The organism is Pseudoxanthomonas sp. LH2527, from assembly GCF_022539275.1.
Classification (GTDB): Bacteria; Pseudomonadota; Gammaproteobacteria; order Xanthomonadales; family Xanthomonadaceae; genus Pseudoxanthomonas_A.
In genome coordinates, this window is record NZ_JAKZBW010000021.1 from 56,038 (window position 1) to 76,561 (window position 20,524).

The window sequence follows — 20,524 nt, forward strand, 5'->3', positions numbered from 1 at the left end:
GCGTGGGTTCACTCCTTGACGGTCCACGACGGCGCGCGCTTGTCGAGGAAGGCGGACAGTCCTTCCTGGCCTTCGGGCGACACCCGCAGTCCGGCGATCAGGTCGGCGTTGTCGTCATCCAGTTGGTCGCGGTCGGTGCCGCCCGCCACCCGCGCGACCAATCGCTTCGCGCCGGCGGCCGCGTGCGGCCCGGCCTTAAGCAGCAGGGCGATCTGGCGTTCGATGGCGGCGTCGAGGGCGTCCGTGTCGACCACCTCGTGCAGCAGTCCGATCCGCAGCGCGGTGGCGGCGTCGAAGATCTCGGCGGTGGCGAACCAGCGACGCGCCTCGCGCGGGCCGATCGCCGCGATGACGTACGGCGAGATCACCGCCGGCAGCAGGCCCAGCTTGCTTTCGGTCAGGCCGAACTTCGCCTCGGGCACGCCGATGGCGATGTCGCAGCAGGCCACCAGGCCCACGCCGCCGCCGAACGCCGCGCCATGGACGCGCGCGAGGGTGGGCTTGGGCAGTTCGTCCAGCGTGCGCATCAGGCGGGCGAGGGCGAGGGCGTCGTCGCGGTTCGCCGCCTCGCTGGCCGAGGCCATGCCGCGCATCCAGTTCAGGTCCGCGCCGGCCGAGAACGAAGTGCCGCTGCCTTCCAGCACGACGACGCGGACGTCGTCATCGGCGCCGACCTGTTCGAGCGTGGATGTCAGCGCGGCGATCAGGCCGGCGTCGAAGGCGTTGTGGAGGGTGGGGCGGTCCAGGCGGATGCGCGCCACGGCGCCCGTCTGGGTCAGTGAGAGGGGGTGTTCCTGCGGTGATGCCGCCATGCCTGCCGTTTCCTGCAAAGTCGCCGAATGATAGCGGCACGGTGCGTTGCGGCCGTCGTGCGGTGCGGCGATGCTACAATGAGAACAATTCGCATTTGAGGGCTGCGCGTGATCCTGACCGAACTTCCCTGGCGTACCCCCGCCATCGTCGACAGCGTCGAGGACCATGGTCCGCAGGACAACATCGCCCGTCGCCTGCGCGAGCTGGGCTTCGTCAATGGCGAGGAAGTCGAAGTGGTCGCCAAGGGCCCGCTGGGCGCCGAGCCGCTGCTGGTGCAGGTGGGTTTCACCCGGTTCGCGCTGCGCCGTTCAGAAGCCGCGCGCGTGCGTCTGCGCAACGGAGCCGCGGCATGAGCGCGGCCGAGGCAGCGACGTTGCGGCTGGCGCTTGTCGGCAATCCGAACTGCGGCAAGACCGCGCTGTTCAACCAGCTGACCGGCAGCCGGCAGAAGGTGGCCAACTACGCCGGCGTGACCGTCGAGCGCAAGGAAGGCCGGCTGCATTCGTCGGCATCGGGGCGCAGCTACGCGGTGCTGGATCTGCCGGGCGCGTACAGCCTGCATGCCGCCAGCCTCGACGAAGCGGTCACCCGCGACGTCTGCCGCGGCTTCTATCCGGGTGAGCCGGCGCCGGACGTGCTGGTCTGCGTGGTCGACGCCACCAACCTGCGCCTGCACCTGCGCTTCGCCCTGGAAGTGCGGCAGCTCGGCAAGCCGATGATTTTGGCGGTCAACATGATGGATGCCGCGCTGCGCCGCGGCATCGCCATCGACCTGGCCGCACTGGAGCGCGAACTCGGCGTGCCCGTGGTCGAAACCATCGCAGTGAAGCACGGCGGTGCGCGCGCGCTGGTCGAGCGCATCGATGCCGTGGCCGCGCATCCGCAAGAACCCCGCGTGCACCTGGCGGAAGGCGCCGACCTGCATGCGGAAACCCGTCGCCTGCTGTCGCTGGCCGTCACCATGCCCACGCGCACGGCGAAGATCGACGATGCGCTGGACCGCTGGTTGCTGCATCCGGTGTTCGGATTGCTGGCGCTGGCGGTGGTGATGTTCCTGATCTTCCAGGCGGTGTATGCCTGGGCGACGCCGATGATGGACATGATCGAAGCGGGCACGGGCTGGCTGGGCGGCCAGGCGGGAGGCCTGCTTCCCGAAGGGCCGCTCAACAGCCTGCTGGTCGACGGCATCATCGGCGGCCTGGGTGGCGTGATCGTGTTCCTGCCGCAGATCCTGATCCTGTTCGCCTTCATTCTGGCGTTGGAAGAAAGCGGTTACCTGCCGCGCGCGGCGTTCCTGCTGGACCGCATGATGGCGTCGGCCGGCCTGTCGGGCCGCTCCTTCATCCCGCTGCTGTCGAGCTTCGCCTGCGCCATCCCCGGCATCATGGCCACGCGCAGCATCCAGGACCCGCGCGACCGGCTGGCGACGATCCTGGTGGCGCCGCTGATGACGTGCTCGGCGCGCCTGCCGGTGTATGCGCTGCTGATCGGTGCCTTCGTGCCGAACGAGAAGGTCGGCATCTTCAACCAGCAGGGGCTGGTGCTGTTCGGCCTGTACGCGGCCGGCATCCTCAGCGCGTTGCTGGTGTCGTGGGTGATGAAGAAATGGCGGCGCGACAAGAGCGAGCATGCGCTGCTGCTGGAGCTGCCTTCGTACCGCATCCCGCACCCGCGCGACCTGCTGATCGGCCTGTACGAGCGCGCGATGATCTTCCTCAAGCGCGTCGGCGGCATCATCCTGGCGCTGACCATCCTGCTGTGGTTCCTGCTGAACTTTCCGGCGGCGCCTGCCGACGCGGTGGGGCCGGCGATCGACTACAGCTTCGCCGGCCGCATCGGCCATGCGATGGCGGAGTTCTTCGCACCGCTGGGCTTCAACTGGCAGATCTGCATCGCCTTGATTCCCGGCCTGGCCGCACGCGAAGTGGCGGTCGCCTCGCTGGCGACGATCTACGCGCTGTCGGCGGCCGACGATGACGCCGCCATCCAGGCGCTGACGCCGGTCATCAGCGACGGCTGGTCGCTGGCCACGGCGCTGTCGCTGCTCGTGTGGTTCATCTACGCCCCGATGTGCATCTCCACGCTGGCCACGATCAAGCGCGAGACCAACTCGTGGAAGCAGATGGGCTTTGCGACGTTCTACCTGTTCGCGCTGGCCTACCTGGCCTCGCTGGTGACCTACCAGGTCGCCAAGGCGCTGGGCGCGGGCTGAGCCATGGACGCCTCGCTCACCCTGCAGTACGCCATCATCGCGGTCGCGGTGGTGGTCAGTGCGTGGGTGGTGGTGGTGAAGCAGTTCCCCGGTCCGCTGCGCAAGCTGCGCGGTGCGCTGGCGTTGCCGTTGTTGCGGGGAGGAAACGCGGGATGGCGGCGTCGATTGGGGCGCTGGATCGCGCCGCCGCCTTCGGGCAGCGACGCCGCCTGCGGTGGCTGCAACAGCTGCGGGCCCGACAAGAAGGCGTAGGCGGCCGCGGCTGCGTCAGTGGCGCGTGCGCCGCCCCGCGGCCTTGCCCGTGGCGGGATTGAGCTCCACCGACAGCACGAAGCTGCGCTGCTCGTGCGGCTGCATGGCGCCGACGCCGACGACCTGGCGGGTGACTTCCTCGCCGCGGTCGTTGCGGATCGACAGCACCACGCTGTATTCCCACGCCGCGCCCTCGGCAGGCGGCTGCAGCGTGCCCTCGATCCGCAGCGGCGTCAGCGCGGGCACTGCCTGGGCACCTGCGCCCGGTTCGAAGCGCAGGTGATGGCGGCAGCCCGGACAGACCGCCGCGCTTTCCAGGATGGTCGCCTTGCAGTGCGGGCAGGTGCGGGTGGCGCCGGCACTGCCCGGGCGGGGTTGGCTCATGCGGCGGCGCCGGGCTCCGTACCGTTGTCCTTGCCCTTGCCGCCCTTGGCCGGCTCGTCCCAGCCGAAGTCGGCCTGGCCACGCATGCGCGAGCCCGCCGCCACCGTCAGCGAGCCCGACTTCACGTCGCCGATCAGCACGCCGGACGCGAGCAGTTCGACGCGCGCGGCGGATTCGATGTTGCCCTCCAGTTCGCCCGCGATGGTCACCTTCTTCGCCCGCACGCCGCCGTTGAGCTTGGCGCCGGTCTCGATGGTGAGGTCGCCCTGCACGTTGACGTCGCCCTTGAAGCGTCCGGCGATGCGGATGTGGCCGGTGCCCTCGATCTTGCCCTCGATGGTCAGGTCGGCGGCGATCAGTGATTCCTTCGGGGTCTCCTGCGGGGCCGCGCGTTCGACCGCACGCGTGCCGGGCGGGGCGGTGACGGCGGGCGAGAAATCGGCCGCCGCCGGAGCGTCACGGAAGGTGCTGGTGACGGGTTCGGACGGCGGCGGGGCGGCGTCCTTCTTGGCGGGGCCTTGGTCTTTCCAGATGGACATGCAGGGGATGCTCCAGGTGGCGGGAACGTCCGACTATCGCGGCCGCGCATTACACGTGCTGTGACCGGCGCGGCCAATCGCCGCATCCGTCGCCGGTAGCGCGGAGCGATTCAGGCGCCGGTCGGGGTTGTGCACGCGCCCGTCACCAGGCTGAAGAGGCGTCAGCGGCCGCCGGCGACGTCGATGAAGGCGCCGGTCGAATAGGCGGCCTGCGGCGACAGCAGCCACAGGATCGCCTCCGCCACTTCCTCGGGCTGGCCGCCGCGACGCAGGGGAACGGCGGCCTTGACCCGGTCCACGCGTCCGGGCTCGCCGCCATCGGCGTGCATGCCGGTGTAGATGAAGCCCGGCCGGACCGCGTTGACGCGGATGCCTTCCTGCGCCACTTCCTGCGCCAGCCCGCGGGTCAGCGCATCCACCGCACCCTTGGATGCGGCGTAGTCGACGTACTCGCCGGGCGAACCGGTCTTCGCCGCGACCGACGACACATTGACGATCGCGCCACCGCCGCCGCCGTGGCGCGTGGACATCCGGCGGACGGCTTCGCGGCAGCAGAGCAGGGTGCCGGTCACGTTGGTGGCCAGGATGCGCCCGATGCGCGCGGCGTCCAGGGCGTCGACGCGCATCTGGGCTTCAAGGATGCCGGCGTTGTTGACCAGCGCCGTGACCGGTCCGAGTGTGGCGTCGAGCCGGGCGAACAGGGCGACCACCTCCGCTTCGTCCGCGACATCGGCCTGCAGGGCGACGGCGCGACCGCCGGCGGCGGTGATCCGCTGCACGATGGCGGCCGCCGCCGCCGCATCGCGCCGGTAGTTCACGCCTACCGCATACCCGCGTTCGGCGGCGAGCAGGGCCGTCGCCGCGCCGATGCCGCGGCTTCCGCCGGTGACGAGCAGGACCTGCTGCGCCATCGGCTACATCCGGAACACGCCGAACTTCGCCGGCTCGATCGGCGCGTTGAGCGAGGCCGAAATGCCCAGCCCCAGCACGCGGCGCGTGTCGGCGGGGTCGATGATGCCGTCGTCCCACAATCGCGCCGTTGCGTACCAGGGGCTGCCCTGGGATTCGTACTGGTCGCGGATCGGGGCCTTGAAGGCGTCTTCGTCCTCCGTGCTCCAGGCCTTGCCGGCAGCCTCGATGCCGTCGCGCTTGACCGTCGCCAGCACGCTCGCCGCCTGTTCGCCGCCCATCACGCTGATGCGTGCGTTCGGCCACATCCACAGGAAGCGGGCGCCGTAGGCGCGGCCGCACATGGCGTAGTTGCCAGCGCCGAAGCTGCCGCCGATCACCACGGTGAACTTCGGCACGGACGAGCACGCCACGGCGGTGACCATCTTCGCCCCGTCCTTGGCGATGCCGGCGTTCTCGTACTTGCGGCCGACCATGAAGCCGGTGATGTTCTGCAGGAACACCAGCGGAATGCCGCGCTGGTTGCAGAGCTCGATGAAGTGCGCGCCCTTCAGTGCGCTCTCGCCGAACAGGATGCCGTTGTTGGCGACGATGCCGACCGGGTAGCCGTGCAGGTGGGCGAAGCCGGTGACCAGCGTCTTGCCGTAGCGCGCCTTGAATTCGTCCAGTTCGCTGCCGTCGGTGATGCGCGCGATGACTTCGCGGATGTCGAATGGCCGGCGCGTGTCCTTCGGCACGATGCCATACAACTCCTCGGCCGCGTACAGCGGCTCGCGCGCCTCGCGCACGGCCACCGGCAGCACCTTGCGGCGATTCAGGTGGCCGACGATGCCGCGCGCGATCTCCAGCGCGTGGCGGTCGTCCTCGGCGAAATGGTCGGCCACGCCCGATACGCCGGTATGCACGTCGGCGCCGCCGAGCGCTTCGGCATCGACCACTTCGCCGGTCGCCGCCTTCACCAAGGGCGGACCACCGAGGAAGATCGTGCCCTGTTCCTTGACGATGATCGACTCGTCGCACATCGCCGGCACGTAGGCGCCGCCCGCGGTGCAGCTGCCCATCACCACCGCGATCTGCGGGATGTTCTCCGCGCTCAGTCGCGCCTGGTTGTAGAAGATGCGGCCGAAGTGCTCGCGGTCGGGGAACACCTCGTCCTGCAGCGGCAGGAAGGCGCCGCCGGAATCGACCAGGTAGACGCAGGGCAGCCGGTTCTCGCGCGCGATCTCCTGCGCGCGCAGGTGCTTCTTCACCGTCATCGGGAAATAGGTGCCGCCCTTGACGGTGGCGTCGTTGGCGACGATCACCACCTCGTTGCCCATCACCCGGCCGATGCCGCAGACCATGCCGGCGGCCGGCGCGGCGCCGTCGTACATGTCCTCGGCGGCCAGCGGCGCAATTTCGAGGAAGGGCGAGCCGGGGTCGAGCAGGGCGGTGATGCGGTCGCGCGCCAGCAGCTTGCCGCGCTCGGTGTGCTTGTTGCGCGCCTTCTCGCCGCCGCCGTCGGCCGCATGCGCCAGGCGGCGGTCGAGTTCCTGCACCAGCACGCGATGGTAGGCCGCGTTGGCGATGAAATCGGGGGAGCGCGGATCGAGTTGCGAGGCGATGGCGGGCATGCGGCACGAGGATGCAGGAAAGGCGGCATCACACCACAAAGCCCGGCATGCGCCAAACGGCACCGCAAAAAGACGCGGCGAATCGCCTGGACGCGGCGTCTCGCCGTTCAACGGCGGGCAGCCATCGCAGCCACGCCGGAAACGACAAGGCCCGCTTGCGCGGGCCTTGTCCGATTCGCGGTGAGGCGAGTCGATTACTGCTTGGCTTCTTCAGCCTTGGCTTCGGCCTTGTCGGCGACTTCAGCGGCCTTGTCGGCGGTGGCCTGGGCGGCGTCGGCGGTGGCCGAAGCAGCGGCGGCGGTCGCGTCGGAAGCGGCGGCTTCGGTGGCGGCAGCGGCGTCGGAGGCGGCGGCCGTGGCGGCGGCGGCAGCGTCGGCGGTCGCGGCAACGGCAGCGTCGCCGGCAGCGGCAGCGGCGTCGCCGGCGGCCGAAGCGGCATCACCCGCGGCAGCAGCGGCCTGGTCGGCGGAAGCGGCAGCGTCGGCAGCGGCGGCGTCGGTGTTCTCGCTCTTGGTGCAGGCGCTCAGGGCCAGAACGGCGGCGGCCAGCAGGACGGTGGTCTTGATCTTCATGTGGATCCCCAAATCGGTGTGTGGAAGAAGATGGTGCCGGGTGGGCGTCCGTCCGTCCTCGAAACGAGGCGAACCGGGAGGCCTGGACCCGGATACAGAAAAAGCCGCCAGCGAGCTGGCGGCTTCCTCAGTGTAACGCCAAACAAGGCGCCTACCAGCAGATTACTGCTGGGTGGCTTCCTTGGCAGCGTCGGTCGCGGCTTCGGCGGTGTCGGCAGCCTGGGCAGCGGCGTCGGCAGCAGCGTCAGCGGCTTCCGTCGTGGTGGCGGCAGCAGCGTCGGTCGCGGCGGTGGCGGCGGCGTCGGCGGCGGTGGCAGCGGCGTCGGCCGACTGCTGGGCGGCGTCGGCGGTCACTTCGCCAGCGGCAGCGGCGGCGTCAGCGGCAGCCTGGGCTTCGGTCGCGGTCGCAGCGGCGTCAGCAGCGGCGTCGGCGGCCTGGTCCTGGTTCGAGCACGCAGCCAGGGCGAAACCCAGAGCCAGCGCGATCAGAGCCTTGTTCATGGTCATCGTTGCATTTCCTCGTCGTTAGTTAGGCAACGCGCAATTGCGCGCCTGCAACATGATGACAAGCCCATTACGGCTGTCAAGCGGTTGGCCGGTTATCTTTGTCAATCCGTTGTTAAACCTTATGGGGCGGGCGAAAGCGGATGCTCGCGCCGCCCGGAACTGCGCAAAAAAGTCAGACGACTTCCACCGCGATGGCGGTGGCTTCGCCGCCGCCGATGCACAGCGTCGCCACGCCGCGCGTGAGGCCGCGGGTGCGCAGCGCGTTGATCAGGGTGACCACCAGGCGGGCGCCGGAGGCACCGATCGGGTGGCCCAGCGCGCAGGCACCGCCGTTGACGTTGACCTTGGCGTGCGGGATGCCGAGTTCCTTGATCGGCGCCATGGCGACGACGGCGAAGGCCTCGTTGATTTCGAACAGGTCCACCTGGTCCACCGTCCAGCCGACCTGCTTGAGCAGCTTGTCGATGGCGGCGACCGGCGCAGTGGTGAACCACTCCGGCGCCTGCGAGTAGGTGGCGTGGCCGACGATCCTGGCCAGCGGCTGCAGTCCGCGCTTCGCGGCTTCGTCGGCGCTCAGCAGCACGGTGGCGGCCGCGCCGTCGGAGATGCTGGACGAACTGGCGGCGGTGACGCTGCCGTCCTTCTTGAAGGCCGGCTTGAGCGTCGGGATCTTGGCGATGTCGGACTTGCCCGGCTGCTCGTCCGTGCTCACTTCGACCTCGCCCTTGCGGGTGGCGACCTTGACCGGGACGATTTCGCCGTCGAAAGCGCCGGACGCCTGCGCGGCCTGCGCGCGGGTGACCGACTCGATCGAGTAGGCGTCCTGCTCTTCGCGGGTGAAACCGAACTTGGCGACGGTGGCCTCGGCGAACACGCCCATCGGCTGGCTGTCGTACGGGCTGGTCAAGCCGTCCCAGGCCATGTGGTCGACCGCCTGGAAGTTGCCGTAGCGGTTGCCGGTGCGCGAGTTGGGGATCAGGTGCGGCGCATTGCTCATCGATTCCATGCCGCCGGCGATGACGACGGTGGCCGAGCCCGCCTTGATCAGGTCGTGGCCCAGCATGATGGCTTTCATGCCCGAGCCGCAGACCTTGTTGATGGTGGTGGCGCCGGCGGCGTCGGGAATGCCGGCCGCGCGCGCGGCCTGGCGGGCGGGCGCCTGGCCCAGGTTGGCCGGCAGCACGCAGCCCATGATGACCTCGGACACGTCGGCGGCCGGGACGCCCGACTGTTCCAGCGCGGCGGCGATGGCGGCGGCACCGAGCGTCGGCGTGGGGACGCCGTTGAACTGGCCGAGGAACGAACCGATGGCGGTGCGCTTGGCGGCGGCGATGACGATGTCGGACATGGAGGCTTCCCGCGAGGAGTGAGATCCCGATTATCCCGCCCCGGCATGACGCGCGGCAAATCGGCCGTTGGTACAGGGCCGCGCCGCGGCCTGGAGCGGCGTATGCTCGGTCCGGAGGGGGAGTTCATGTCACACGAATCGCCAACCGAACCCGCCACCCGCGCCTTCGTGGTGCCGTGCGTGGTGCTGGACGCGGCGGCGCCGTGGCGCTGGCTGCGCGCCGGCTGGCGTGACGTCCGCCGTGCGCCCGGACTGACGCTGCTGTTCGGCGGGGTGATCGTGCTGGTCAGCGCAGGCATGTCCTGGCTGGCTTACCTGCTGGGGCGCTTCGCGCTGCTGGCGACGCTGCTGTCGGGCTTCGTCTTCGTGGCGCCGCTGATCTGCGTGGGGCTGTATTGCGTGAGCCGGGCGCTGGAACGGGGGCGCACGCCGGCGCTGCGCGACTCCTTCGTGCTGGCGCGGCGCGTGCTGGGGCAGGCGGGCGTCTACGCGCTGGGGCAGGGCGTGATCGTCCTGCTGTGGTCGCGCGCCGGCATGATGGTCAGTTCCTTCTTCCCGTTCGATGGCAGCGACCCGGCGGCATTCCTGGAATTCCTGGCGCTCGGCTCGGCCGTGGGCGCGGTCTTCGCCGTGCTGACCTTCGCGGTCACCGCCTTCTCGTTGCCGATGATCGCCGACCGCGACGTGGACATGGTGACGGCGGCGGTGTCCAGCGTGCATGCGGTGATGCGCAACAAGCGGGTGATGGTCGTCTGGGGCCTGTTGCTGCTGGTGCTGACTGCGGTCGGTTTCGCCACGGCGCTGCTGGGCCTGGGCCTGTTGATGCCGTGGCTGGCGTACGCCAGCTGGCACGCTTACCGCGAAACGTTGGACGCGTCGGCGTGGCCGGCGCTGGAATAGGCGCGACGCGAACGCAGGGGAATCGAGCGCGCCATCGCGATCAGCGAACGAGGGGGAAATGCCCCCTGAGGAATGGCAGGGGGCGGATCAGCCCCCTTCCGGGGTGGCGAAGGCGGATCAGCCCCGCCCGTCGAACAGTTCCCGCCCGATCAGCATGCGGCGGATCTCGTTGGTGCCGGCACCGATGGCGTAGAGCTTGGCGTCGCGCAGCAGGCGGCCGGCCGGGTACTCGTTGATGTAGCCGTTGCCGCCCAGCGACTGGATCGCTTCCAGCGTCACCTGCACGGCGGCTTCCGAGGCATGCAGCAGGCAGCCGGCGGCGGCTGCCCGCGACCCCTGGCCTTCGTCGAAGCCGCGCGCCACCTGGTAGGCGAAGGCGCGGCTGGACTGCAGCGCGGTATACATGTCGGCCAGCTTGCCCTGCATCAGGCCGAAGGTGCCGATCGCCGCGTCGAACTGCTTGCGCTCGCGCACGTAGGGCAGGGTGATGTCGAGCGCGGCCTGCATCAGGCCGATCGGGCCGCCGCTCAGCACCAGCCGTTCGGTGTTGAGGCCGCTCATCAGCACGCGCACGCCCTGGTTCACCTCGCCCAGCACGTTCCCGGCGGGGATTTCGCAGTTCTCGAACACCAGTTCGCAGGTGTTGCTGCCGCGCATGCCCAGCTTGTCCAGCTTCTGCGCGGTGGAGAAGCCCTTCATGCCGCGCTCGACGATGAAGGCGGTCATGCACTTGCTGCCCGCGTCCTTGCCGGCGGTGCGCATGTAGACCAGCAGCACGTCGGCTTCCGGGCCGTTGGTGATCCACATCTTGTTGCCGTTGGCGATCCAGACGCCGTCACGCAACTCGGCGCGGCAGCTCATCGAGCCCACCACGTCGGACCCCGCACCCGGCTCGCTCATCGCCAGCGCGCCCTTCCACTCGCCGCTGCACAGCTTCGGCAGGTACTTGGCGCGCTGCGCAGCGTTGCCGTTGAGGTAGAGGTTGGACACGCACAGGTTGGAGTGCGCGCCGTAGCTCAGGCCGACCGAGCCCGAGGCGCGCGAGATCTCCTCCATCGCCACCAGATGGGCCAGGTAACCCATGCCGCTGCCGCCGAACTCCGGATCCACGGTGATGCCCAGCAGGCCCAGTTCGCCCAGCTTGGGCCACAGGTCCTGCGGGAACGCGTTGTCGTGGTCGATCTGCGCCGCACGCGGCGCGATCTCGGTCTGCGCGAACCGCTGCACGGCCTCGCGCAGCGCATCCAATTCTTCGCCCAGCGGAAACCCGCTGACGGTATCCGGTCGCATTCGGTCCTCCCTCCTCCGCGGCCCAACTTCCAGTTTTCGGTATGGCTCTTACGTCAGTGTTCGCCGCGCAGATGCCCCATGAAGCGCGGTGCGGTGCGGCCCAGCGGCAGCTTGAGCTTGCCGATCGCGCTCATGCGCGCCTCGGCGATGCGGTCCGCCGCGTACTGCGGCGCGATGTTTTCCTTCTCCGCCAGGTCGAAGATCTTGCCGACGGTGTGGTAGATGGTCCGCATCATGCGCATGGCACGTTCGCGATTGTAACCATCGATCTCCAGCGACACGTTCATCACGCCACCCGCGTTGACCGCGTAGTCCGGCGCGTAAAGGATGCCGCGCTTGGCCGCTTCCACGCCGGTGACGTGCGACATCTGGTTGTTGGCGGTGCCGCAGATGACCTTGGCCTTCAGTCGGGGCAGCGTCTGTTCGTTGATGGCGTACTCCAGCGCGCACGGGCTGAACACGTCCACCGGCAGGTCGTAGATCTCGTCCGGCTTGACCGCCTCGGCGCCGTATTCCTCCACCGCATGCTCGACCAGCGCCGGGTTGAGGTCGGTGACGAACAGCTTGGCGCCGCGCTCCTTCAGCAGCTTCACGTACTCCATGCCGATGTGGCCCAGGCCCTGCACGGCGAAGCTGTACTTGCCGATCTCCTCGTTGCCGAACTTGCGGTTCAGCGTGGCCATCAGGCCCTGCAGCGCACCGTAGGCGGTGAACGGGGCCGGGTCGCCGGAACCGCCATGCACCTGGTGCACGCCCACCACGTATTCGGTCTCGCGGTAGACGTTCTCCATGTCGTTGACGTCGGTGCCGACGTCCTCGGCGGTGATGTAGCGGCCGCCCAGCGAGTCGACGTAACGGCCGAAGCTACGGAACAGCACCTCGGTCTTGTCCACGCTGCTGTCGCCGATGATCACCGCCTTGCCGCCGCCCACGTTCAGGCCTGCAAGCGCGTTCTTGTAGGTCATCGTGCGGCTCAGGCGCAGCGCGTCGTTGAGCGCCAGCGCGCTGTCGGCGTAGGGGCGCAGGCGCACGCCGCCCAGGGCAGGGCCCAGCACGGTGCTGTGGATGGCGATGATGGCCTTCAGCCCGGCGTCCGGGTTGTGGCAGAAGACGACCTGTTCGTGGCCGGAGGTGTCGAGGGTTTCAAAGATCATGGGTGGCTCCGGTGCGCGGGTGGGGCCGGCGCGGGCTTGCCTGCTGGGCGGCTAACGGGTGGTCAGAAAAGAAAAAAGCGACGTTTCCGGATCACGCCGTGGTCGTCGCTGGCCGGCAGTTTAATCCAATCGGTCCCGGCCGAGATGACAGCCGGCGCGGGCAGCCGGGTGGCATCCGGCCTATTGCCGGAATAGAACGACCGTGCTATTCCTGTCGCCATGACCCCGCACGCCGCCACCCACAAGGGCAACGCCACCCGCGAGATGATCGTCGCGCGGGCCTATGACATCGCCGCCCGGCATGGCCTGGAAGGGCTGTCGATCGGCGAGCTGGCGACTGCCGCCGGCATGTCCAAGAGCGGGGTGTTCGCCCATTTCGGTTCCCGCGAGGACCTGCAGCTGACCGTGCTGGAGTGGACCGCCGAGCGCTACGCGCGCGCCGTGATCGCCCCCGCCGTGGTCCTGCCGCGCGGCCTGCCGCGGCTGCGGGCGATCATGGAGAACTGGTTCGGCTGGGTCTGCGACAACCCCGACGGCTGCGTGATTCTGGCCGCCGCCCATGAGTACGACGCCCGCCCGGGCCTGCTGCATGACCGGATCGTCGACTGGCTGCTGCAACTGCGCCAGCAACTGGTGAAGGCGATCGGCATGTGCATCGACACCGGCGAACTGTCGCGCGACACCGACCCGGTGCTGCTGGCGTTCGAGCTGTTCGCCATCGCCCAGGGTCTGCACGACGCCCGCCTGTACGACGCCGACCGGGCGCCGCAACTTGCCCGCCGTTCGCTGGACCGCCTGCTGGCGTCGTACGGCGCCCCCGCTGTTTCCACCCCCGCCTGAGCCACCCCGAGGTCTCCCCCATGGCCGCTGTCGCTGTCCCGCGAAATAGCACGACCGTTCGTAAATCATGGAGGCTGGCCGTGCTGAGCGCCCGCTTCGCCATTGGCAGCTGGCTGGCCCCGCGCAGCACGCTGGCCCGCGCCTTCCAGGTGTTCTGCACGCCGATGCCCGGCGCCCGCACCCGGGCGCGCCAGGCTGAGACCGGCGGCGCACGCCTCGGGGAACTGGCCTTCGGCCGCGAACGCCTGGCCACCTACACCTGGGGCGACTCGCGCCGGCAACCGACCGTGCTGCTGGTGCACGGCTGGTCCAGCTTCGGCCTGCGCTTCCTGCCGTGGGTCGAACCGCTGCGCCGTGCCGGCTATGCGGTGGTCGCGTTCGACCAGCCCGCGCACGGCCGCAGCAGCGGACGCCGCGCCACGCTGCCGATGTTCGCCCACGCCGCGCAGCGCGTGGCCGACAGCCTCGGTCCGCTGGCCGCCATCGTCGGCCATTCGCTGGGCGGTGCGGCAGCGGCGATCGCCATGGCGAACGGCCTGCAGGCCGAGCGCGTGATCCTGCTGGCGCCGGCCGCCGATCCGTTCGACGCCGCGCGCCGCTTCGGCGGCATGGTCGGGCTGGCCCAGTTCCTCAGCCGCCGCCTGTTCGACGACTACCAGGAACTCACCGCCCACGACATCCGCGACCTGCATGCGCAGGCCACCGCGCCGCAGATCGCGCGGCCCGGCCTGATCGTGCACGACCTGGAAGACACCGACGTGCCGTGGTGCGAAGGCGAACGCTACGCGCGCTACTGGCCGCAGGCCACGCTGCTCAGCACCACCGGCCTGGGCCACCATCGCGTGACCATCGCGCCGGAAACGCTGGAGGCCGCACTGCGCTTCCTGCGCGGCGAAGCCGTCGGCCAGCGCGTGGTCTCCACCCGCGAGCTGCCGTTCGGGCTGTGTTGACGCGCTACAGGCTGCGGTAGGGACGCTGGCGGATCCACAGCGTCGCCAGCCACTTTTCGCCGGCCTCGACCGGCAGGCCGGCATGCAGGCTGTCCGGGTCGGGACGGCCGTCGGCATGCAGGTTGTCGAAGACCACGGCACGGCCCGCCTTCGGCGCAATCTCCAGGCCGGCGCGCGGGAACGCCGTCGCGCCGCCCGCCGCCACCGTATTGAGGTACACGCATATCGTGCGCAGGCGGTTGCCGGCCTCGGGCCGGTCCGTTTCTGGGGAGCCCGGGGGCAGATAGTCGCGGTGCGGGCGGTACTGCTCGCCGGGCAGGTAGCGCAACACCGTCAGGCGTTCGGCATGCGCCAGCGGCACGCCGGCGGCCGCCGCCATGCGCGCCTGCACCAGCCGGATCGCCACGTCCTCGAGCATCGGATCATGGGTGGCGTCGCTGCTGGTGCGCAGTTCCACTTCGCGCGGTGCGCCGGTACGCGGATCGACCGCCCGCGAGCGTTTCAACTGCGGCAGGCTGTGCGCGATCAGCAGACGACACTCGTCCGCCGACAGCAGGCCATCGATCGTCCACACGCGCGGCGCCTCGGCGCGTTGCGTGGCGGCAGGAACCGACAGCACATCCGCGAGTTCCAGCACGCCCGGCGCGCCCGGCCAGGCAATGCCGGCATCGCCCGGCACGTCGGGCAGGGACGGGTGGCCCGCCGCTGCCAGTTGCGCGCGCAGCTGCGCGGCGGCCACGGGGTCGGGCGCCGTGCCTTCGCCGCGCGCCAGCCGTTCCGCCAGCAACCCGGCCGCGACCGCGTGGCCTGCATGCGCGGCCTGTTCGAGCAGGGCGACGCAGCGCTGCTGGTCTTCCGGCGCCGCCTTGTGGCCGAAGTACACCGCCAGCGCGAGCATGGCCGACGGGTGCCCACCGTTGGCGGCGGTCAGCAGGCGCGCCTGCATGGCGCCATCGAAGGGCAGCGCGGTAGCGCCGGCGCCCAGCCACGCCAGGTGATAGGCCGCGGCCGGGTGGTCGGCCTGTTCGGCGGCCGCCAGCCAGGCACGTGCGCGCGGGACGTCCTGTGCGGTGCCGACCCCGTGCAGCGCCATGCGCGCGGCCTCGATCGCGGACGGCGCATGGCCAGTCTCTGCGGCCTGCACATAGCGCGCAAACGCCTGCTCGTGCTCACCCTGCTGCACCAGCGCGCGCGCCTGCGCGAACATCGCGTCGCCCGTGGTGGTGGAGGTTCCGGTCTGTCCCGCATCGGTCCGCATGCGCGGATGGTAGCGGAAGCGCAGGCGATCGCCGCCGCACCGCACGCCACCGTAGGGTGTGCGGGCCGTGTCCACTGGTGTGCAATTGGTGAGGTGTGCACGCGCGAGCGGCTACAATCCCGCGTCTGTCAGCACTGCAAGTGAGTCCGCGTGAGCACACCCGCCAGCCAGTTTCCCGCCGCCCAGGCCGACGCCACGCCGCTGCGCTTCGTGACCGCCGCCAGCCTGTTCGACGGCCACGACGCCGCCATCAACATCATGCGCCGCCTGATCCAGGGCGAGGGCGCGGAAGTGGTCCACCTGGGCCACAACCGCAGCGTCGAGGACGTGGTGCGCGCCGCGTTGCAGGAGGACGCCGACGGCATTGCGCTGTCCAGCTACCAGGGCGGCCACGTCGAGTACTTCAAGTACATGGTCGACATGCTGAAGGAACGCGGCGCCGGCCATGTGCGCGTGTTCGGCGGCGGCGGCGGCACCATCACTCCGGAAGAGATCGCCGAACTGCAGGCCTACGGCGTGGAACGCATCTACCACCCCAACGACGGCATGAAGATGGGGCTGGTGGAGATGATCCAGGATGTGGTGGCGCGTGCGCAGCACGCGCGGGAATCGGGAATGGGGATTGGGGAATGGCCGTCTCACGCCAAGCCCGCTCTCCATGACGAGTCCGCCATCGGCCGCATGATGTCGGCCATCGAGGATGGCGTTTTCAATGAGCAGGAGCTGGCCAGGCTGCGCAAGCAGTGGGCCGCCGGCGGCTCCGATTCCCCATTCCCCGTTCCCCATTCCCGCACGGGCGGCACGCCCGTGATCGGCATCACCGGCACCGGCGGCGCCGGCAAGTCATCGGTCACCGACGAGCTGATGAACCGCTTTCTGTCGTGCTTCCCGCAGATGCATATCGCGGTGATCTCGGTCGATCCCACCCGTCGCCGCACCGGCGGCGCGCTGCTGGGCGACCGCATCCGCATGAACGCGCTGCGCAGCGAGCGCATCTACATGCGCTCGATGGCCACGCGCCGCCAGCACGTGGCCACCAACGCCGTGCTGAAGGACTGCATCGCCTTCCTGAAGTCGCTCGGCTTCGACCTGGTGATCGTGGAGACCGCCGGCATCGGCCAGAGCGATTCGGAGATCGTCGACCTGGTCGACTTCCCCATGTACGTGATGACCAGCGACTACGGCGCGGCCAGCCAGTTGGAGAAGATCGACATGATCGACTTCGCCGAGCTGATCGTGCTGAACAAGTACGACAAGCGCGGTGCCGAGGACGCGCTGCGCGACGTGCGCAAGCAGTGGAAACGCAACCGCGTGGCGTTCCAGACGCCCGACGCCGACGTGCCGGTCTATCCCACCATCGCCAGCCAGTTCAACGACCCCGGCGTCAGCTGGATGTTCGCCAACCTGTGCCGTCTGCTGCGCGAGAAGCTGCAGCTGCCGGCGGAGAAGTGGACGCCCGCGCTCGACACCACCCTGAAGGAACCGCGCGCCACCGTGCTGATCCCCGGCAGCCGCGTGCGCTACCTGGCCGAGATCGCCGAACAGGGCCGCGGCATCAACCGCCGCATCGAGACCGAAGCCGAAACCGCCAGCCGCGCGCAGCATTACTGGAATGCGTTGAAGGATCTCGAGGATCCGGCGTTGCCGAAGGCGTTGGAGTTGTATGCGTCAGATGCGCTCCTTCCCCTGCTTGCGGGGGAAGGTGCCCGAAGAGCCCGCCCCGTACTTGATACGGGGGCGGATGGGGGCAATCGCGGTGACGCAGGCCCCCATCCCAGCCTTCCCCCGCAGGCGGGGGAAGGGGCGGTGCACGTCGACCGCTCCCTGCTCACCCTGCGCCAGCGCTACAACGACGCCCTCCAGTCGCTGTCGTCCGAGGCGCTGAAGCTGCTGCGCGAGTGGCCTGCCCGCCACAAGGCCGTGACCGATCCGGTCAACGAATACCAGGTGCGCGGCAAGACCATCCGCATCGACAACTACACCACCTCGCTCAGCCACCAGCAGATCCCCAAGATCGCGCCGCCGCCGTACCAGGGCTGGGGTGAATTGCTGACCTTCCTGCAGAAAGAGAATCTTCCCGGCAGCTATCCGTATACCGGCGGCGTGTATCCGTACCGCCGCACCGGTGAGGATCCCATCCGCATGTTCGCCGGCGAAGGCACGCCGGAGCGCACCAACCGCCGTTTCCATTACCTCAGCGTCGGCCAGCCGGCCGCGCGCCTGTCCACCGCCTTCGACAGCGTCACGCTGTACGGCGAAGACCCGGCGCCGCGCCCGGACATCTACGGCAAGATCGGCAACTCCGGCGTCAACATCCCCACGCTGGACGACATGAAGAAGCTGTACTCCGGCTTCGACCTGTGCGCGCCCACCACCAGCGTGTCGATGACCATCAACGGCCCGGCGCCGATGATCCTGGCGATGTTCATGAACACCGCCATCGACCAGCAGGTGGAGAAGTACCTGAAGGCCGACGACGCGCGCTGGGCCGACGCGCAGAAGAAGATCGACGCCTTCTTCGCCGGCCGCGTGCGCCCGCAGTACCACGGCGAACTGCCGCCCACCAACACCGGCCTGGGCCTGGGCCTGCTGGGCATCACCGGCGACCAGCTGGTGGACGCCGAAACCTACGCCCGCATCAAGGCCGAGACCCTGGCCACCGTGCGCGGCACCGTGCAGGCCGACATCCTGAAGGAAGACCAGGCGCAGAACACCTGCATCTTCAGCACCGAGTTCGCCCTGCGCATGATGGGCGACATCCAGCAGTACTTCGTCGACCACGCGGTGCGCAACTTCTACTCGGTGAGCATCAGCGGTTACCACATCGCCGAGGCCGGGGCGAACCCGATCAGCCAGCTCGCCTTCACCCTGAGTAACGGCTTCACCATCGTCGAGTACTACCTGGCGCGCGGCATGAAGATCGACGACTTCGCGCCCAACCTGTCGTTCTTCTTCAGCAACGGCATGGACCCCGAGTACACCGTCATCGGCCGCGTCGCCCGCCGCATCTGGGCGCGTGCCATGCGCGAGCGCTACGGCGCCAACGAGCGCAGCCAGATGATGAAGTACCACATCCAGACCTCGGGCCGCTCGCTGCACGCGCAGGAGATCCAGTTCAACGACATCCGCACCACGCTGCAGGCGCTGTACGCACTGTTCGACAACTGCAACAGCCTGCACACCAACGCCTACGACGAGGCGATCACCACGCCCACCGAAGAAAGCGTGCGCCGTGCGGTCGCCATCCAGATGATCATCAACAAGGAGCTGGGGCTGAACTTCAACGAGAACCCCTGGCAGGGCAGCTTCGTGGTCGACCAGCTCACCGACATCGTGGAAGAGGCCGTCTACAAGGAATTCGAGGCGATCAGCGAACGCGGCGGCGTGCTCGGTGCCATGGACACCATGTACCAGCGCGGCAAGATCCAGGAAGAGTCGCTGTACTACGAGCACAAGAAGCACGACGGCAGCCTGCCGCTGGTGGGCGTCAACACCTTCCTGCCGCGCGAGCACGGCGGCGAGATCGCCACCGAGATCGAGCTGATCCGCTCGACCGAAGAAGAGAAGGGCCAGCAGATCGCCAACGTCCGCGCCTGGCAGGCCAGCCGCAACGCCCTGGCGCCGGAAGGCGAGACCGACCACAGCCACGCCGCCGCACTGGAAGAACACGCCGAACCCGAGGTGCACGACGGCCACGGCCTGGCCTACCTGCAGCGCACCGCCCGCGAGCGCCGCAACGTGTTCGAGGCATTGATCGAAGCGGTGAAGACGCACAGCCTGGGCCAGATCAGCCACGCGCTGTACGACGTGGGCGGCGAGTACCGGCGCAACATGTAATCGCGTCGTCCACGGCCGTGGCGGCGATCTGCAACCCGGAGGAGAACCGCCATGTCGTCCCACGAAGTCATCGCACTGGTCACCGACGCCCTGCGCGGACAACTGGCGTCGGCATTGCCGCCGGGCGCCACGGTGATCGTGGGCGCGCCGTCCTCCGACGCACCCGCGCGGGAGGGCCTGTTCGTCCACCTGCTGCGGATCGCGATGGCGAAAGCGCGACGCAACGAGGTGATGGAGCGGCGTGTGGGGGCAAGCACCTTGCTCCCGCCGCTGGAACTGGAACTGGACTACCTGATCGCCGGCCTGGGCGGCGAAGCGCTGACCGAACTGGCCATGCTGGATGCGGCGTTGGAGTCGGTCTCCGAACGCCCGATGCGCATGCACGAGACGCTGGGCGAAGGCCTGTCGCAGCCTGCGCGCTGGGCGTCGCTCGCCTCCGGATCGTTGACGGTGCGCTGGCTGTTGCTGGATGTACCGCTCGAACAGATGGCGGGCCTCTGGATCGCATGCGGATTGCGGCAGCGGCCAGGGCTGTGGGTCAGGGCCGAGGTGCAATGGCGCGCGGAGCCGCCGTCACCGGCGCCGGTCATCGGGGTCTAGTGGCGAGCGTTCCCTCTCCCCTGCGAAGGGGCGTAGACCTGCCTGCACGGTATCGCCCTGATCGCCCGTGCCGTCATCCCCGCGCACTCGTCCTGAGCATCTTTGCCGTCATCCCCGCGAAGGCGGGGATCCAGCGCCTTCGGTGCATTGAAGCCACGTCACTGGGCCCCCGCCTGCGCGGGGGTGACGGGTGCGCGATGAATCGGTAGTTCCCTCTCCCTGCGAAGCGGGGAGAGGGTGCCAAAGGCGGGTGAGGGGCGAACGGAGAAGCGGACGTGTCGGCGCCCGGCGACTCACCGCGCTCTGCCCCTCATCCGCCCTCCGGGCACCTTCTCCCCGCTGTCGCTGGGAGAAGGAAAAGCGTCGGCGCGTCGCTGCTAAGTCTTGCCGCGAGCAGCTGTCTCACCGCGAATGGATTTCCCCTCTCCCTGCGCAGCGGGGAGAGCAACTGTCTTGATTCAGGCTGTTTGGGAGGCGTTGAGATGGTCCCGCATGCGGGCGTTGAGGATGACCAGCAGTTTGCGCATGGATGCCACCAGGGCCACC

General features: G+C 69.3%; 19 protein-coding genes. 8 read left to right on the forward strand and 11 right to left on the reverse strand.

Annotation, left to right across the window (positions count from 1 at the left end; genetic code table 11):
• Positions 1-8 precede the first annotated feature (8 nt).
• Entirely contained in the window at positions 9-812 is an 804-nt protein-coding gene (locus MMG85_RS12455; RefSeq protein ID WP_241046331.1) for an enoyl-CoA hydratase-related protein, read from the reverse strand.
• Positions 813-920: 108 nt separating this feature from the next.
• Between MMG85_RS12455 and MMG85_RS12460 the strand changes: the two genes are divergently transcribed.
• Genes MMG85_RS12460 through MMG85_RS12470 form a run of 3 tightly spaced genes read left to right on the forward strand, consistent with a single transcriptional unit; the run spans position 921 to position 3,277 of the window.
• The gene (locus tag MMG85_RS12460; protein ID WP_241046332.1) at positions 921-1,166 is read left to right on the forward strand and encodes a FeoA family protein; all 246 of its coding nucleotides are present in this window, start codon (positions 921-923) and stop codon (positions 1,164-1,166) included.
• A complete protein-coding gene (locus MMG85_RS12465) occupies positions 1,163-3,025 on the forward strand; it encodes a ferrous iron transporter B (protein WP_241046333.1) in 1,863 nt (620 codons plus the stop codon). The genes MMG85_RS12460 and MMG85_RS12465 overlap by 4 nt, the downstream gene beginning before the upstream one ends.
• 3 nt (positions 3,026-3,028) lie before the next feature.
• Positions 3,029-3,277 (forward strand): DUF6587 family protein, encoded by a 249-nt coding sequence (locus tag MMG85_RS12470; RefSeq protein ID WP_241046334.1) that lies wholly within the window; start codon positions 3,029-3,031, stop codon positions 3,275-3,277.
• A gap of 15 nt (positions 3,278-3,292) precedes the next feature.
• On the opposite strand, the gene MMG85_RS12475 is transcribed toward MMG85_RS12470, so the two are convergent.
• From MMG85_RS12475 to MMG85_RS12505, 7 genes are all read right to left on the reverse strand, one after another.
• The gene (locus tag MMG85_RS12475) at positions 3,293-3,661 is read right to left on the reverse strand and encodes a hypothetical protein (RefSeq protein WP_055942550.1); all 369 of its coding nucleotides are present in this window, start codon (positions 3,659-3,661) and stop codon (positions 3,293-3,295) included.
• Positions 3,658-4,200, reverse strand: coding sequence for a polymer-forming cytoskeletal protein (locus MMG85_RS12480; RefSeq protein WP_241046335.1), 543 nt, complete (start codon positions 4,198-4,200; stop codon positions 3,658-3,660). The genes MMG85_RS12475 and MMG85_RS12480 overlap by 4 nt, the downstream gene beginning before the upstream one ends.
• A gap of 161 nt (positions 4,201-4,361) precedes the next feature.
• Positions 4,362-5,111 carry an SDR family oxidoreductase gene (locus MMG85_RS12485; RefSeq protein WP_241046336.1) on the reverse strand — a complete coding sequence of 250 codons (750 nt, stop codon included), beginning with the start codon at positions 5,109-5,111 and terminating at the stop codon, positions 4,362-4,364.
• A 3-nt stretch (positions 5,112-5,114) separates the two neighbouring features.
• Complete coding sequence (locus tag MMG85_RS12490) at positions 5,115-6,722, reverse strand: carboxyl transferase domain-containing protein (protein ID WP_241046337.1); 1,608 nt, start codon at positions 6,720-6,722, stop codon at positions 5,115-5,117.
• 194 nt (positions 6,723-6,916) lie between these two features.
• Positions 6,917-7,294, reverse strand: coding sequence for a hypothetical protein (locus tag MMG85_RS12495; RefSeq protein ID WP_055942557.1), 378 nt, complete (start codon positions 7,292-7,294; stop codon positions 6,917-6,919).
• Positions 7,295-7,456: 162 nt separating this feature from the next.
• Positions 7,457-7,801: a hypothetical protein gene (locus tag MMG85_RS12500; RefSeq protein ID WP_055942560.1), complete on the reverse strand. Its 345-nt coding sequence runs from the start codon at positions 7,799-7,801 to the stop codon at positions 7,457-7,459.
• A 172-nt stretch (positions 7,802-7,973) separates the two neighbouring features.
• Positions 7,974-9,149 carry a thiolase family protein gene (locus tag MMG85_RS12505; protein WP_241046338.1) on the reverse strand — a complete coding sequence of 392 codons (1,176 nt, stop codon included), beginning with the start codon at positions 9,147-9,149 and terminating at the stop codon, positions 7,974-7,976.
• Between the two features lie 126 nt (positions 9,150-9,275).
• Between MMG85_RS12505 and MMG85_RS12510 the strand changes: the two genes are divergently transcribed.
• Positions 9,276-10,049, forward strand: coding sequence for a DUF2189 domain-containing protein (locus MMG85_RS12510; RefSeq protein ID WP_241046339.1), 774 nt, complete (start codon positions 9,276-9,278; stop codon positions 10,047-10,049).
• 117 nt (positions 10,050-10,166) lie between these two features.
• Here MMG85_RS12510 and MMG85_RS12515 read toward each other — a convergent pair whose 3' ends face one another.
• Together MMG85_RS12515 and MMG85_RS12520 are read right to left on the reverse strand one after the other, a co-directional pair.
• Positions 10,167-11,339 carry an isovaleryl-CoA dehydrogenase gene (locus MMG85_RS12515; RefSeq protein ID WP_241046340.1) on the reverse strand — a complete coding sequence of 391 codons (1,173 nt, stop codon included), beginning with the start codon at positions 11,337-11,339 and terminating at the stop codon, positions 10,167-10,169.
• Positions 11,340-11,392: 53 nt separating this feature from the next.
• Positions 11,393-12,493 (reverse strand): Glu/Leu/Phe/Val dehydrogenase dimerization domain-containing protein, encoded by a 1,101-nt coding sequence (locus MMG85_RS12520; RefSeq protein WP_241046341.1) that lies wholly within the window; start codon positions 12,491-12,493, stop codon positions 11,393-11,395.
• 219 nt (positions 12,494-12,712) lie between these two features.
• On the opposite strand from MMG85_RS12520, the gene MMG85_RS12525 reads away from it, so the two are divergent.
• On the forward strand, positions 12,713-13,333 hold the full coding sequence (locus MMG85_RS12525; RefSeq protein ID WP_241046342.1) for a TetR/AcrR family transcriptional regulator: 621 nt from the start codon (positions 12,713-12,715) through the stop codon (positions 13,331-13,333).
• An 80-nt stretch (positions 13,334-13,413) separates the two neighbouring features.
• Positions 13,414-14,283, forward strand: coding sequence for an alpha/beta fold hydrolase (locus MMG85_RS12530; RefSeq protein ID WP_241046343.1), 870 nt, complete (start codon positions 13,414-13,416; stop codon positions 14,281-14,283).
• 4 nt (positions 14,284-14,287) lie between these two features.
• Here the strand turns inward: MMG85_RS12530 and MMG85_RS12535 are convergent, their stop codons facing one another.
• The gene (locus tag MMG85_RS12535) at positions 14,288-15,541 is read right to left on the reverse strand and encodes a 2OG-Fe(II) oxygenase (protein ID WP_241046344.1); all 1,254 of its coding nucleotides are present in this window, start codon (positions 15,539-15,541) and stop codon (positions 14,288-14,290) included.
• A gap of 150 nt (positions 15,542-15,691) precedes the next feature.
• Here MMG85_RS12535 and MMG85_RS12540 point away from each other — a divergent pair, with 150 nt between their 5' ends.
• Positions 15,692-19,378, forward strand: a complete 3,687-nt coding sequence (locus MMG85_RS12540) for a methylmalonyl-CoA mutase family protein (RefSeq protein WP_241046345.1) — start codon at positions 15,692-15,694, stop codon at positions 19,376-19,378.
• Positions 19,379-19,429: 51 nt separating this feature from the next.
• Complete coding sequence (locus tag MMG85_RS12545) at positions 19,430-19,978, forward strand: Pvc16 family protein (RefSeq protein WP_241046346.1); 549 nt, start codon at positions 19,430-19,432, stop codon at positions 19,976-19,978.
• The last annotated feature ends 546 nt before the right edge of the window (positions 19,979-20,524 follow it).